Origin of the sequence: Alcanivorax sp. NBRC 102024 (genome assembly GCF_001602235.1) — a bacterium.
In the GTDB taxonomy this organism is placed as follows: domain Bacteria; phylum Pseudomonadota; class Gammaproteobacteria; order Pseudomonadales; family Alcanivoracaceae; genus Alcanivorax.
In genome coordinates this window covers 750672-764911 of record NZ_BDAS01000001.1, presented here as the reverse complement: position 1 = coordinate 764911, position 14240 = coordinate 750672, and the positions used below count along the sequence as shown (strand labels likewise).

The window sequence follows — 14240 nt, the reverse complement described above, 5'->3', positions numbered from 1 at the left end:
AGGTATCAACCTTGGGGCCGGGGAAACTCCCTCAGAGAGATTCTCTCAGAACGGAAACCTGATGGGGTGGATACCCCCGGATAATCCTCCACCCCGGCGCATCATTGATCCTGCTGTTGGGTCGGGGCGCCGGCCAGGGCGCGGTAAACGGCCACCATGGCCAGCACCACATCGGTCTGACTGCGTACCCGGGCATCCCGGGTGGCGGTCAGTTCCTGCTCTGCGGCAAGCACCTCAAAGTAGCCGATAAAACCACGCTCATAGCGGGTGCGGGCCAGCTCGGCGGCCTGCTCGGCATTCTCTGCTGCCTGCTCCAGATGCCCGGCCCGCTGGCGGGCGCGCTGGTAACGGACCAGGCGCGTCTCGGTGTCTTCCAGGGCCGACAGCACCGCCTGCTGATACTCCGCCAGGGCGGCGCGGCTGTCCGCATCGGCGGCATCGATACGCGCCTTGACCTTGCCGTGATCCAGGAAGGTCCAGTCAATGCCCAGCGCCACCCGCCGGGTTTCCGCCGGGCCGCTGAACAAATCGCTGCTGTCCGCCGCCACCGAACCCAGCAGACCACTGAGGGTAAAGCGCGGGAACAGGTCCGCCGTGGCCACCCCGATGCGGGCGGTGGCCGCGGCCAGGCGCCGTTCCGCCGCCGCAATATCCGGGCGACGGCGCAGTACATCGCCGGGGCTGTCCACCGGGATCACCGGCAGCGTTCCCGGCAAACCCGTATCTCTCTCCAGTGTGGCAATCAACGCCGCCGGCGGCTGGCCGGTGAGCACGGCGATGCGATGCATGGCTGCACGGATACCGGCGCGCAGGGTGGGCAACGCTGCCCGGGTGCGCTGTAGCTGGGAGCGGGCGCGAACCCGGTCGAACTCGGTGCCGCGACCGGCATCCACCCGGGCAGACACGATATCCAGCGTTTCCTCCTGCAGGGCCACGTTCTGCTCGGCCACCTGCAACTGCTGTTGCAGCCCGCGCAGCTCGAAGTAGCTGCTGGCCAGTTGCCCCACCAGCGCCACCTGCAACGCGCCCAGGTCGGCACCGGCGGCTTGCAGCTCCGCCTGTTGCGACTGGGTGGCCCGGCGCAATCGACCGAACAGATCCAGCTCCCAGTTGGCGGCCAGGCCGGCCTGGTACACCTCCATCCGTTCCGGGCCGGCACCGGGCGGGGTGCGCTCCACGTCCGCCAGGTGCTGCTCGGCGCCGCTGGCACTGGCGGTAATGCTGGGCCACTGCTCACGCTTGGCGCCATACAGCAACGCCGCAGCACGATCGTAGCGGGCCAGGCCGGCCTGCAGGCTGTGGTTGGCGGCCAGGGTCTGGTCGATCAGTTGCCCCAGCAGCGGGTCCTCGAAGCCTGCCCAGAACTGCTGCTCGGCCTGCTCCCGGGATGCCGCCGTTGCCTCGGCAGCATGGAAAGCGTCCGGCTCCGGTGTGGGCGGCTCCTGATAATCCGGCCCCACCGCACAGGCACTCAGCAACAGAGTGACCGCGGCGACAGAAAACTTACGCATGGCTCTCTCCTTCAAGGCGACCATGGGGATCGCCATCCATGGTGGATGCATGCTGGCTCACCGGGGGCTTGCCGCCGGCCAGCTTGCGCAATGCCACATAAAACACCGGCGTCAGGAACAAGCCGAACAGGGTCACCCCGAGCATGCCGAAGAACAGCGCCACACCCAGTGCCTGACGCACTTCCGATCCGGCACCACTACCCAGCACCAGCGGTACCACGGCAGCGGTAAAGGTGATGGACGTCATGATGATGGGCCGCAGCCGCAGGCGGCAGGCTTCCAGCGCCGCGTCCACCACGCCCCTGCCCTGCAGCTCCAGCTCGCGGGCAAATTCCACGATCAGGATGGCGTTCTTGCAGGCCAGCGCGATCAACACCACCAGGCCCACCTGCACGAAGATGTTGTTGTCGCCCTGGAAATACCACACGCCGAGCAGTGCCGAGAGCATGCACATGGGCACGATCAGGATGACCGCCAGCGGCAGGGTCCAGCTTTCGTAGAGGGCGGCCAGCACCAGGAACACCAGCAACGCGGCATTGCCCTGGGTGGCCTGCTGATAGCTCAGGTCGGTCCATTCGAACGTCATGCCGGCGGGCAACACCTCCTCGGCGATGTTGCTCAGCACGTCCATGGCCTGGGCGGAGGACAGCATGGTGGGGTCCGCCTCACCGGCCAGGTCCGCTGCCGGGTAACCGTTGTAGCGCAGCACCGGGTCCGGACCGAAATCCTCGCTGATGGTGACCATGGAGCCGATGGGCACCATCTCGCCATGGATGTTGCGGGTCTTCAGGTTGGCGATGTCAGCCACGCTGTCACGGAACGGCGCATCCGCCTGGGCGATCACCTGCCAGGTGCGTCCGAAACGGTTGAAGTCGTTCACGTAGGTGGAGCCCAGATAGGTCTGCAGGGTATCGAACAGCCCGGTGAGCGGCACGCCCTGGGCCTTGGCCCGTTCACGATCCACTTCCGCATTCAGCTGCGGCACATTGGCCTGGTAGCTGGTGATCGGGAAACCCATGCCCGGTGTCTGGGCGATCGCATTCTGGAATGCATTCACCGCGTTCTGCAGCTCGCCATAGCCCAGGTTGCCGCGATCCTCGATGAACATCTGGTAACCATTGCCATTACCCAGACCGAGAATCGGCGGCGGCATAAAGGAGAAGGCAAAACCTTCCTTGAGGCCGGCGATGCGCCCGTTGATTTCTTCATTGATCTGCGCGGCAGTCCGGCTGCGCTGATCAAAGGGCTCCAGCGGGAAGAACACCAGGCCAGTATTGGACGTGTTGGTGAACTGCAGAGCGTTGAGCCCGGGGAAGGCCACCGCGTGGGATACGCCTTCGGTCTCCATGCCGATATCCACCACCCGCTGCAGCAACTGGTCCGTGCGCTCCAGAGACGCCCCTTCCGGCAGTTTTACCCCGGCGATCAGATACATCTTGTCCTGGGTGGGAATAAAGCCCGGCGGCACCACCTTGAACATCAACCCGGTGCCCGCCAGCAACAGCGCATAGATCACAAACACCATGCCGCGGTGTCGCAGGGAACGGGCCACACCACTCTGATAGCGCTCCGAACTGGCGTTGAAGAAGCGATTGAACGGCCGGAACAACCAGCCAAACAAGGCATCGATGATTTTGGTCAGGCGATCCTTCGGCGCGCTATGAGGCTTGAGCAACATGGCTGCCAGCGCCGGCGACAGGGTCAACGAATTGATCGTGGAAATCACCGTGGAAATGGCGATGGTCACTGCAAACTGCCGGTAGAACTGCCCGGTAACCCCATCCAGAAATGCCATGGGCACAAACACCGCACACAACACCAGGCCGATAGCCACAATGGGGCCGGACACTTCCTTCATGGCCTGGTGGGCAGCGGCCAGGGGCGTCAGACCTTCCTCGATATTCCGCTCCACGTTTTCCACCACCACGATGGCATCGTCCACCACAATACCGATGGCCAACACCAGCCCGAACAGGGTCAGGGTGTTGATGGAATAGCCGAGCAGATAGAGCGCCGCGAATGTCCCGACGATGGAAATGGGCACCGCCAGCAAGGGAATGATGGACGCCCGCCAGGTCTGCAGGAACAGGGTCACCACGAGCACGACAAGCAGTACCGCCTCCAGCAGGGTCTTGATGACTGACTTGATGGAATCACTGACAAAGATGGTGGTGTCATAGACGGTTTCGTAATCCACCCCGGCCGGGAAACGGGTGGCGATTTCGTCCATGGTGCTGACCACCTGATCGCGAATTTCCAGCGCATTGGCGCCAGGGGCCTGGAAAATACCGATGGCCACCGCATCCTTGCTGTCCAGTTGCGCACGCAGGGTGTAATCCCCGGCGCCCAACTCCAGACGGGCCACATCGGAAAGACGAACGATCTCGCCATCAGTGCCCGTCTTGATGATGATGTCACCGAACTCTTCCACCGTGCGCAGACGGCCCTGGGCATTGATCAGAGTCAGAAAATCACTGCTCGGCATGGGCTCGGCGCCCAGCTGACCGGCGGACACCTGCACGTTCTGTTCGCGCATGGCGCCCACCACATCCGCCGCGGTCAGACTCCGGGCGGCAATCTTGTCCGGGTCCAGCCAGGCACGCATGGCGTAGTCACCCCCACCGAAAACCTGGGCATCGCCCACACCGCGAATCCGCGCCAGCGCATCACGGACATGCAGGCGGGCATAGTTGCGCAGGTACAGCGTATCGTAGCGGCCGTCCGGGGAAGTCAGGTGCACCACCATCAGGAAGGTGGGCGACTGCTTCTGGGTGGTGACCCCTTGCCGCCGCACATCCTCGGGCAACCGTGCCAGCGCCTGGCTCACCCGGTTCTGTACCCGCACGGTGGCATCGTCCGCATCGATATCCGGGCGGAACGTCACCGTCATCTGCAGCACACCATCGGACCCGGCCACGGACTTGAGGTACATCATCCCCTCAACGCCGTTGATGGATTCCTCCAGCGGCGTGGCCACGGTTTCGGCAATCACCTTGGGGTTGGCGCCGGGGTACACCGTACGTACCACCACCGACGGCGGCACCACTTCCGGGTATTCACTCACCGGCAGGCTGGGCAGCGAGATCAGGCCCACCGCAAAAATGATGATCGACAACACCGCGGCAAAGATCGGCCTGTCGACGAAAAAACACGAGAAATTCATGGCAAAAGACTCCTGTCAGCCGTGCCGACGCACAGCCGCGCTTTGTCGTTCCCTTGCCGGGCGATTACCCGGCGTTGATGGATTACGGTTGCGCTACCGCGATGGCAGGCTGCTCGTCATTGGCAGAACGCATGGCCACCTGGTTGGGCTGCACCGGCATGCCATCGCCAAACACTTTCTGGATACCGTTGACGATCACCCGGTCGCCGCTCTCCAGCCCCTGATGAATCACCAGCAGATCCTCCACCGACCGGCCCGGTGTCACCTGGCGACGCACCACCTGGTTGTTGTCGTCCACCACGTAGACAAAACGACGGTCCTGATCAGTCATCACCGCCTTGCGGCTGACCAGCAGGGCGCGGTCCAGTTTGGCCACCGGCATTTCCACCCGCGCGAACTGGCCCGGCTTAAAAATGCCATCCGGGTTGTCCAGCACCGCCCGGTACTGCAGGGTGCCGGTGCCGCTGTTGAGACGGTTGTCGATAAAATCCAGCGTGCCACGGTGCGGATACCCGGCTTCCCCGGACAGGCCGATCCGCACCGTGGCGGACTTCCCCGCGCCAGGCACCTGCAGGCTTTCGAACGCGGATTGCTCATCGGCCTCGAAATAGACATGCATGGGATTCACCGATACCAGCGTGGTCAGCAGGGTCTGGTCCGCATTGGCCAGATTGCCCCGGGTCACCATGGCACGGCCGGTACGGCCATCCACCGGGGCGGTAACGCGGGTGTATTGCAGATCCAGTTCCGCCGTATCCACCGCTGCTCGGGCCGCATTTACCAGCGCTTTGGCACTGAGCAGGGCAGCACTGCGCTGGTCATATTCCTCACGGGAGATGGCGCGACTTTCCAGCAGGGTTTTCGCCCTGCCCGCTTCGCTCTTTGCCAGTTCCAGCTGGCTTCTGGCCTGCTCCAGCTCTGCGCGAGCCGCCTGCAAACGTGCCCGGTAAGGACGCGGATCGATCTGGAACAGCAGGTCACCGGCCTTCACCAGCTCCCCTTCCTCGAAGGCCACCTGGTCGATATAACCACTGACCCGGGGCCGCAGCTCCACGGTTTGCGGCGCCACTACCCGGCCGGTAAAGGACTCCCACAGCGTCACCGGCTCGGCAATCACCCGGGCCACATCCACCTCCGGCGCCGGCATCTGTTGTCCGGCTTCACTACGGGCATCGCAACCGGCAAGAAACACGGCCGCCATCAATGCCACCAATAGTGCCCAATAGACACCGGCACCACTGGCGCTTTCGCCACTCAAACTTTCCATCTCCGCAACTCCTGTTATCACCACCCAGCTCTGCCGAGTTATCGAATACCCACGACAACAATCGACAGCGCACAAAAAAAACGGGATGACTGGTTCTCTGGTGAAGCCAATCACCCCCAACAGATCAGCCACTCTATTTCCTCAAGCTAAGTTGAGGTCAATACAGGTTCGACTCGGCCTTTTGCTATCTTCCTCATAGGCGCCGTCTCTGGCCGAACGCCAGACGGAACAGCAAACGATCACCAACAGATCGGCCAGTCAGGGAAGACACGATACGGAGAGGCACCAGTTCGGCGGTAGCGGGTTACTGCGTGAAGATTGCCCGATTCTGTTAGCAAGGCGAAAAGTGATAAACCCGGCAAGGGCGATCCGACAATATGAAGGCCGCCTTGCATTGTAATTTCAGGCAAGTGACAACAACAAAGGAAGAGGTGAGCGACCAGGCTGCATTCTCAAATGACCCTACACAAAGGCCATTACCTCAAGCACACCGTATTGAGCTGCCAGGCTTTTGGACAAGCCGGGCGCCGTATCCCGGCTTGCCGTATCCACCAGGGTAGTCATGACGTATTGCCGGTTTCTGCGCAGTGATTGCCTGATCCTGCAGAAAGTGACTCAATGGGCACACGGGCTGGCAGCGCTCTGCGTATACTGCCGGCAACAGGAGGACAGGCCATGACCGTGACAACCCCGGAGTTACCCCGCAATCTCAGCGCCGGACCCCAGCAGCAACTGGCTGATATCGTCGGTCGCTGGGCCGATGGCAGCGGCATGCGCCAAACCGCTATCGAAGGTGTGGACTTGTATCGCTCTGATGGGCTGACGGCCTGCGGTTCCACCGTCTATGAACCCTCACTGATTTTTATTCTGCAGGGCACCAAGACCATTCAGCTCGGCGACCGGGAAATTGTCTATGGCCCCATGAGCTACCTGGCCAGTTCCGTGCATTTGCCGGTGCAGGGACAGATCGTCGATGCCTGCAAGGATCGCCCTTATCTCGCTGCCAAGATCACCGTGGATCCGCAGGAGGTAACGGACCTGGTGCTGGAACTGGGTGACAAGGTAGCCAGTTTCGACCCGGACAGTCCTTGCCCGGAAATCAGTTGCGGCCTGTGCATGTCCTACATGGACGAACGCATGCAGGGCGCCCTGTACCGACTGCTTAGCCTGCTGGATTCCCCCGAAGATATTCAGGTGCTGGCACCGCTGGCACGGCGGGAAATCATCTACCGGGCACTGATCGGCGAGATGGGCCCGCGCATGCGCAAGTTCGTGGCTGCGGACTCCCAGGCCAACCGGATTTCCCGGGTGATCTCCACCCTGCGTGGCCGCTACACCGAACCATTGCGAGTGAAGGAGCTGGCAGAAGAAGCCAACATGAGCGAGTCCACCCTGTTCCACAGCTTCAAGCAGGTCACTCGAATGTCGCCACTGCAGTTCCAGAAAAAACTGCGCCTCTACGAAGCCCGCCGCCTGATGCTCACCGAGGGCCTGGAAGCGGCCACCGCCAGCTACCGGGTAGGCTACGAAAGTCCCTCCCACTTCAGCCGCGAATACAGCCGCATGTTTGGCGCGCCACCCAAGGCGGATGTGTTGAAGTTGCGGGGGGAGCAGATAAGCGCTTAACAGCAATGAATAATTAATAGTTAATAATTAATAACTACGCGAGCTGGTTTCTCTCCTTCCCCAATGTATGAGGCCGCGCCCAAAGATTGAGCGCGGCCCAATGCCTTAAAGATGCGAAAAAATTTATCGCGTAATTATTAACTATTCATTATTAATTATTAACTCTTAAGCCGATATCCCGTCCGGAAAATCCACCACACCAGCGCGATACAGATGGCCAGGAAGAACAGGGTCATGCCGATGCTGATGCCGATGTGTACGTCGGCGCTGCCGAAGAAGCTGTAACGGAAACCACTGATCAGATAGACCACGGGATTGAACAGGGTCACGGTTTGCCAGAACGGTGGCAGCATGTCGATGGAATAGAAGCTGCCGCCCAGGAAGGTCAGCGGGGTAATGATCATCAGGGGAATGATCTGCAATTTCTCGAAGGTATCCGCCCAGATCCCGATAATGAACCCGAAAAGGCTGAAGGTAATCGCGGTAAGCAGCAGAAAGCCGAACATCATGAAGGGATGCTGAACCTCATAGTCCACAAAGAAGCGCGCCGTGATCAATATCAAAACGCCCAGTATCGATGACTTGGTCGCGGCTGCTCCCACATAACCGATGACGATCTCCACATAGGAGACCGGCGCCGACAGCACCTCATAGATCGTTCCCGAAAACGTGGGCATGTAGATACCGAACGAGGCATTGGAAATGCTCTGTGTCATCAGGGTCAGCATGATCAGGCCGGGGATAATAAACGCCCCGTAACTGACGCCGCCAATTTCCACCATGCGCGAACCAATGGCGGAGCCGAACACCACAAAGTACAGGGAGGTGGAGATCACCGGGGAGGCCACGCTCTGCATCAGGGTGCGCCAGGTGCGCGCCATTTCGAACTTGTAGATGGCGCGAATGGAATAGATATTCAGTTTCATCGGGCCTCTCCGGCTGGGGTGGCGTTTTCCGTGGCGGGCTGGCCGTTGTGGACCAGGTCCACAAAGATATCTTCCAGGGAACTCTGTCGGGAATGCAGATCCTTGAACTCGATGCCCGCCGCATTCAATGCCCGCAGCAGCTCGGCAATGCCGGTGCTTTCCTGGTTGGCATCATAGGTATAAATCAGCCCATAGCCGTCGTCCGACAAGGCCAGCGCATCGCTGCCCAGACCGGCTGGCAGACTTTCCAGGGGTTCGGCCAAATGTACGGTGAGTTGCTTGCGACCCAGCTTCTGCATCAGACGGGCCTTGTCATCCACCAGGATAATTTCTCCCTGACGAATAATACCCACCCGGTCTGCCATCTCCTCGGCTTCCTCGATGTAATGGGTAGTCAGGATAATCGTCACGCCCTGTTCGCGAAGCTGGCGCACCATCTCCCACATTTCCCGGCGCAATTCCACATCCACCCCGGCAGTAGGCTCATCCAGAAACAGGATCTTGGGTTCGTGGGACAGTGCCTTGGCGATCATTACCCGCCGCTTCATGCCACCGGACAGCATCATGATCTTGTTGTCCCGCTTGTCCCACAGGGACAGCACCTTCAGGACCTTCTCGATATGGGCATCGTTACGGGGTTTACCAAACAGGCCCCGGCTGAAACTCACCGTATCCCAGACCGTCTCGAAGGCGTCGGTGGACAATTCCTGGGGCACCAGACCAATGGCGCTGCGGGCTTCGCGATAATCGCGGACGATATCGTAACCGTCCGCCAGCACGGTACCACTGGACGGGTTGACGATACCGCAAATAATGCTGATCAGGGTGGTCTTGCCGGCGCCGTTGGGCCCCAGCAGGGCGAAGATCTCCCCGGCATGAATATCCAGATTGATGTGCTTCAGGGCCTGGAAACCACCCTGATAGATCTTGTTCAGGTCTTTCACGGAAATAACAGCACTCACCACTTTCTCCTTTGTTGGACCTGCTGACTCAGAGTCTCCCCTGAGCCGCCATATTATGCCCGAAATAACGCCCAACCGCTGGCAAGGCTAATAACGGTTTGGCAGCATAAGACCTTAACCTTGGTTAAGGTCAACGTTCATCAGCAAAGGCTTCCATCATGACCCTGTCCTGTGCAGACGATATTCACAAGGCTCTCACCGTTGGCGAGGTGGCTGAACGTAGCGGCGTGGCCGTTTCCGCCCTGCATTTTTATGAAAAAAAAGGCCTGATACAAAGCTCACGCAGTGCCGGCAATCAGCGCCGCTATCATCGCGATGTGTTACGCCGGGTGGCCGTCATCAAGGTGGCCCAGCGTATCGGCATCCCGCTGGCGGAGATTGCCGAGGCCCTGGCCGAGTTGCCCGATGGCCGCAGCCCCACCGCCCGCGACTGGAAGCGCATGTCCGCCAAATGGCGCATTCACCTGAACGAGCGCATCAATGATCTGACCGTACTGCGCGACCAGCTCAACGAATGTATCGGCTGTGGCTGCCTGTCCATCAAGGCCTGCCGGCTGCGCAATCCCTTTGACTCCCTGTCGGAGAAAGGCCCGGGGCCCCATTTCTAGGGAGGCTCAGGCTTACAGCGGCCTTGCGACCATGGTCGGCATTCATTTTGACATCTTCAGCGGGCACAATGTGATGCTGGCAACACCCCTTTCGCAATCAGGAGGCAGCATGAACAAGAATACCGTAACCGTGATTCCCGGCGACGGAATCGGACCGGATATCGTGGATGCCACGGTGCGGGTATTGAAAGCCCTGGATTGCGGCCTTGAATTCGAATATGCCATTGCCGGTCAGACCGCCCTGGACAAAGGGCTGGATCTGGTACCGGAAGAAACCCTGGCAGTGCTCCGCCGCAACCGCCTGGCCCTGAAAGGCCCGATCACCACGCCGGTAGGCGGCGGCTTCACGTCGGTGAACGTGACCCTGCGCAAGACCTTCGACCTGTTCGCCAACGTGCGCCCGGCCCTGTCCATTCCCGGGGTGAAGTCCCGCTATGACAACGTGGACATCATGACCGTGCGGGAAAACATCGAAGGCATCTATTCCGGACTGGGCCAGACCGTCAGCGAGGATGGCGAAACCGCCGAACTGCGCAGCCGCATCACCCGCACCGAGTCCGAACGTTTGCTGCGCTTTGCCTACGAAACAGCGGTGAAACAGGGCCGCAAGAAGGTCACGGTGGTGCACAAGGCCAATATCATGAAGTCCACCTCGGGCCTGTTTCTTGACGTGGCCCGCAAGGTTCGCGAGGACTACCCGCAGCTGGAGCACGAGGAAATGATCGTGGACGCCTGCGCCATGCAGCTGGCCATGAATCCCCATCGCTTCGATGTGATCGTTACCACCAACCTGTTTGGCGATATCCTTTCAGACCTGTGTGCCGGCCTGATCGGCGGCCTGGGCGTAGCCCCCGGCGCCAACATCGGTGAGCACGGTGGTCTGTTCGAAGCGGTCCACGGCAGCGCCCCGGACATCGCCGGCCAGGGCATCGCCAACCCCACCGCCATCATGCTGGCCGGGGCCCTGATGCTCGACTACATCGAGCTGCATGACAAGGCCAAACAGCTGCGCCGCACCGTGCGTCAGGTAGTCGGCGAAGGCGAAATCGTCACCCCGGATCTGGGCGGCCGCGCCAGTACCAGCGAATTTACCGATGAGCTGGTGCGCAGGCTGGAACAAAACAGTTAACAGTGAATAGTGAACCGTTCGCGGGGCGGGTTTTCCTGTCCTGAAATGCAAGAGGCCGCGCCCATGTATGGGTGCGGCCTCTTGCGTTATGGATCATGAACTAGTGATCAGCGCCTTGTTGGCGGGCCCGTTGTTGGCGTTCGTCCAGGCCCACGGCATCATTTTCCGGCAGCTCCCAGCCCTGAAGATTCTCTTCAATCAGCTGGACCAGCGCATCAATATGGCCGGGCTCTGCATTCAGTGCCGGGATGTAGGCAAACGACTCACCGCCAGCCTCCTCGAAGTACCCCCGGTTTTCCACATCGATTTCTTCCAGGGTTTCCAGGCAGTCGGAGGAAAAGCCGGGGCAGAACACCTGAACGGATTTCACACCCTGCTCCGGCAGCGCCATCAGGGTGTGGTCGGTGTAGGGCTTCAGCCATTCCTCACGGCCAAAGCGGGACTGGAAGGTAGTGAGCCAGTCGTCGTCGCCCAGGCCCAGCCGCTCCGCCAGCAGCCGCGAGGTCTTGTGGCATTCACAGAAGTAGGGGTCGCCATTAAGCAGGTATTTTTTCGGCACACCGTGGTAGCTGAAGATCAGCTTGTCCGCCGTACCGTGTTCGGCACGAAACGCCTCGATGTGGTTGGCCATGGCCTCGATGTAGGGCGGATAATCCGGGTAGTGGCTGATAAACCGCAGGTCCGGCAACCAGCGTCGTTGCATGAAGTCCTTGGCAATGGCGTCAAAGGTGGAGGCATTGGTGGACGCGGAATACTGCGGGTACAAGGGCAGCACCACCAGCTTGCGCACCCCCGCCTCCTCCATGGCCTGCAACTGGCTGGCGATGGAAGGATTCCCGTAACGCATGGCAAAGCGGACGTCGATGTCGTCACCGAATTTGTTCTGCAACCGCTCGCGGATGCCAGCACACTGGGCTTGGGTGTGCACCATCAGCGGCGAGCCCGCCTCCGTCCAGACGCTTTTGTAAGCATGGGCAGAACGGGGCGGGCGAATCACCAGAATCACCAGGTGGAGAATGAAGAACCAGATCAAGCGGGGCACTTCCACCACCCGCGGATCGGAGAGGAATTCACGCAGATAGCGGCGCAGGGCGCCGGTCTCTGGCGCATCCGGGGTCCCCAGGTTGGTGATCAGCACCCCCAGCTTCTGCGCCTGGCGGTGATCAAAGTTCTGTTGTCCCTGATAAGCCATCCGTTCCTCGCTGCCATTACGTTAAGCGATCAGTATGGCCGATAGTGTAGCGTGGCAACGTCAAGGTAGCAGGCGCGCCATGCCTATCGATCTGATCAAAGTCGGAAATTAGAGGGTTTCCGCCAGAGGCCCCTGATGCTCGGCGAGCACCTGGCGAAACGCCTCGGGGATTGGCGCCGAGGCCTGCTTGTCATGCTCGAAGTAGACCTGCACCGCCTTGCCACGGGCCACCAGCTTGCCGTTCTGCCAGGCCTGCTGGGCCACCACGAAGGAACTGTTGCCAATTTTCTCGATGCCGGTGCGCAACAGTACATCGCTGCCGTAGTAGATCTGGCCGACAAAATCCACTTCCACCCGGGCCAGAATCAAGGGCAGGGACGCCGGGTCACTGCCACCCCCGAACAATTGAAACAGGGGCGTCCGCCCGGTTTCGAACCAGCCGGTGACCACGGTGTTGTTCACATGACCAAAGGCATCGGTTTCGTAAAAGCGGGGCGTGACGGTGAGCTCAAACATGGCGGTTATCTCATCAGGACTGCGGGGGCGTCATGATACCCGAGACGCCCCCGGCCCTGAATATTGACTCTCAGGCTGGTGTCATTCACCCCGCAGGCTGGCCAGGGCGTTTTTGCGACGCTCAACCTCTTCGCCAAGGCTGTCGCGGGCCGCCTCCTGCTCTTCCACCCGCTCGATCAGGGCCTCCACATCCTGGCTGGCTTTTTCCATAGGTTCGCCGAGGCCACCCACGGCTTCCGCATTCTCTTCCAGCACCGCCAGTTCCGCCCGCGAGGCCATCAGTTGCACCTGAATCTGGCGCAGGGTGTGATCCGCCTCTGCCAGGGCCGACAGACTGTCGTCCAGTTTGCCCTGAAGCTCTTTTTCCAGCTCGGCAAATTCATCGCTGTCTTCAGCAATGACCTGCCAACCGTCAAACCTTTGCTCGAAGTCTTCGGCGACCATGCCGCGCGGCAAGTCCTGCTCGTCCAGGGTGGTCACCACGTTCTCTTCACCATTACCGCGGATGATCTGTACCGAGGCAGTGAGGTCGCGCTCCTCCCCTTCTGCCAGCGCCGTACGGGTCACCACTCGCTTGCCGATGTCATCAACATAGCGGACTTCACGCAAGGGCTTCTCCAGGGCCAGCACGGCTTCCACCTTGTAGGTGATGATTTCCTCAGGTCCGGTGCGGTCCTCTCGCTGATCCTGAATATCCAGATCGTCCACTTGCCAGTAGCTCAACTCCCGGGTCTGCAAGGCCTGATCAATGGCCGCCGCCAGTCGTTTTTCCTCACTGTTCATGCCACAGCTGACCAGTAGCCACGCCGCCGCCACAAACAGACCACCGATTGCTACGCCTCGTTTCAATGACATCGCCCTTCCTCCATACGGGTTACTGTGCCCCATAGTATGCATGCTACGCGCCCGGCGTCGACGGCTGCCGTTTTCCGCCCGTATCATGGCCCTCCCCCCTTTTGCTGGAGAAGCCCCATGAGCTCGCTGGATACGGCAACACGCACCGAACTCGAAGCCGCCGCCTTTCGCCGCTTGCTGCGGCACCTGGACGAAAACAAGGACGTGCAGAATATCGACCTGATGATCCTAGCGGACTTTTGCCGTAACTGTCTGTCCAAATGGCTGGTGGCCGCCGCCGAAGACCGGGAGCTGACGCTGGACTACGAGGCGGCCCGGGAATGGGTCTACGGCATGCCCTATGCCGAATGGAAGGAAAAACACCAGCAACCGGCCACGCCGGAGCAGCTGGCAGCGCTTGATGCGAAGAAGACGTAGGTGACTCTGGCATCGTCGGCGCTGCGCCCCGGGAAGCGAGTAGCAACGGGCGCAAGCGCTATCTTGCC

The 14240-nt window shown here is 60.7% G+C and carries 12 protein-coding genes; 4 read left to right on the top strand and 8 right to left on the bottom strand.

Going from position 1 to position 14240, the window contains the following annotated elements:
• Window positions 1-101: 101 nt before the first annotated feature.
• The 3 genes from A0251_RS03625 to A0251_RS03615 form a co-directional block, all read right to left on the bottom strand.
• Window positions 102-1511, bottom strand: a complete 1410-nt coding sequence (locus A0251_RS03625) for an efflux transporter outer membrane subunit (RefSeq protein ID WP_062815442.1) — start codon at window positions 1509-1511, stop codon at window positions 102-104.
• A complete protein-coding gene (locus A0251_RS03620; RefSeq protein WP_062815441.1) occupies window positions 1504-4674 on the bottom strand; it encodes an efflux RND transporter permease subunit in 3171 nt (1056 codons plus the stop codon). The genes A0251_RS03625 and A0251_RS03620 overlap by 8 nt, the downstream gene beginning before the upstream one ends.
• Before the next feature lie 82 nt (window positions 4675-4756).
• A complete protein-coding gene (locus A0251_RS03615) occupies window positions 4757-5941 on the bottom strand; it encodes an efflux RND transporter periplasmic adaptor subunit (protein WP_062815440.1) in 1185 nt (394 codons plus the stop codon).
• Window positions 5942-6616: 675 nt separating this feature from the next.
• Here A0251_RS03615 and A0251_RS03610 point away from each other — a divergent pair.
• A complete protein-coding gene (locus A0251_RS03610; protein WP_062815439.1) occupies window positions 6617-7567 on the top strand; it encodes an AraC family transcriptional regulator in 951 nt (316 codons plus the stop codon).
• A gap of 158 nt (window positions 7568-7725) precedes the next feature.
• Here the strand turns inward: A0251_RS03610 and A0251_RS03605 are convergent, their stop codons facing one another.
• Window positions 7726-8487, bottom strand: coding sequence for an ABC transporter permease (locus A0251_RS03605; protein WP_062815508.1), 762 nt, complete (start codon window positions 8485-8487; stop codon window positions 7726-7728).
• Window positions 8488-8489: 2 nt separating this feature from the next.
• The gene (locus tag A0251_RS03600) at window positions 8490-9455 is read right to left on the bottom strand and encodes an ABC transporter ATP-binding protein (RefSeq protein WP_062815438.1); all 966 of its coding nucleotides are present in this window, start codon (window positions 9453-9455) and stop codon (window positions 8490-8492) included.
• Window positions 9456-9613: 158 nt separating this feature from the next.
• On the opposite strand from A0251_RS03600, the gene soxR reads away from it, so the two are divergent.
• The gene (gene soxR / locus A0251_RS03595) at window positions 9614-10063 is read left to right on the top strand and encodes a redox-sensitive transcriptional activator SoxR (protein ID WP_062815437.1); all 450 of its coding nucleotides are present in this window, start codon (window positions 9614-9616) and stop codon (window positions 10061-10063) included.
• A gap of 109 nt (window positions 10064-10172) precedes the next feature.
• Complete coding sequence (locus A0251_RS03590; RefSeq protein WP_062815436.1) at window positions 10173-11192, top strand: isocitrate dehydrogenase; 1020 nt, start codon at window positions 10173-10175, stop codon at window positions 11190-11192.
• A 100-nt stretch (window positions 11193-11292) separates the two neighbouring features.
• Here A0251_RS03590 and hemH read toward each other — a convergent pair whose 3' ends face one another.
• From hemH to A0251_RS03575, 3 genes are all read right to left on the bottom strand, one after another.
• Window positions 11293-12384 (bottom strand): ferrochelatase, encoded by a 1092-nt coding sequence (gene hemH / locus A0251_RS03585; RefSeq protein ID WP_062815435.1) that lies wholly within the window; start codon window positions 12382-12384, stop codon window positions 11293-11295.
• Window positions 12385-12492: 108 nt separating this feature from the next.
• Window positions 12493-12900 carry a thioesterase family protein gene (locus A0251_RS03580; protein WP_062815434.1) on the bottom strand — a complete coding sequence of 136 codons (408 nt, stop codon included), beginning with the start codon at window positions 12898-12900 and terminating at the stop codon, window positions 12493-12495.
• Window positions 12901-12981: 81 nt separating this feature from the next.
• Window positions 12982-13755, bottom strand: a complete 774-nt coding sequence (locus A0251_RS03575; RefSeq protein WP_062815433.1) for a hypothetical protein — start codon at window positions 13753-13755, stop codon at window positions 12982-12984.
• 117 nt (window positions 13756-13872) lie between these two features.
• Here A0251_RS03575 and A0251_RS03570 point away from each other — a divergent pair, with 117 nt between their 5' ends.
• On the top strand, window positions 13873-14172 hold the full coding sequence (locus tag A0251_RS03570) for a DUF1244 domain-containing protein (RefSeq protein ID WP_062815432.1): 300 nt from the start codon (window positions 13873-13875) through the stop codon (window positions 14170-14172).
• Window positions 14173-14240: the final 68 nt, after the last annotated feature.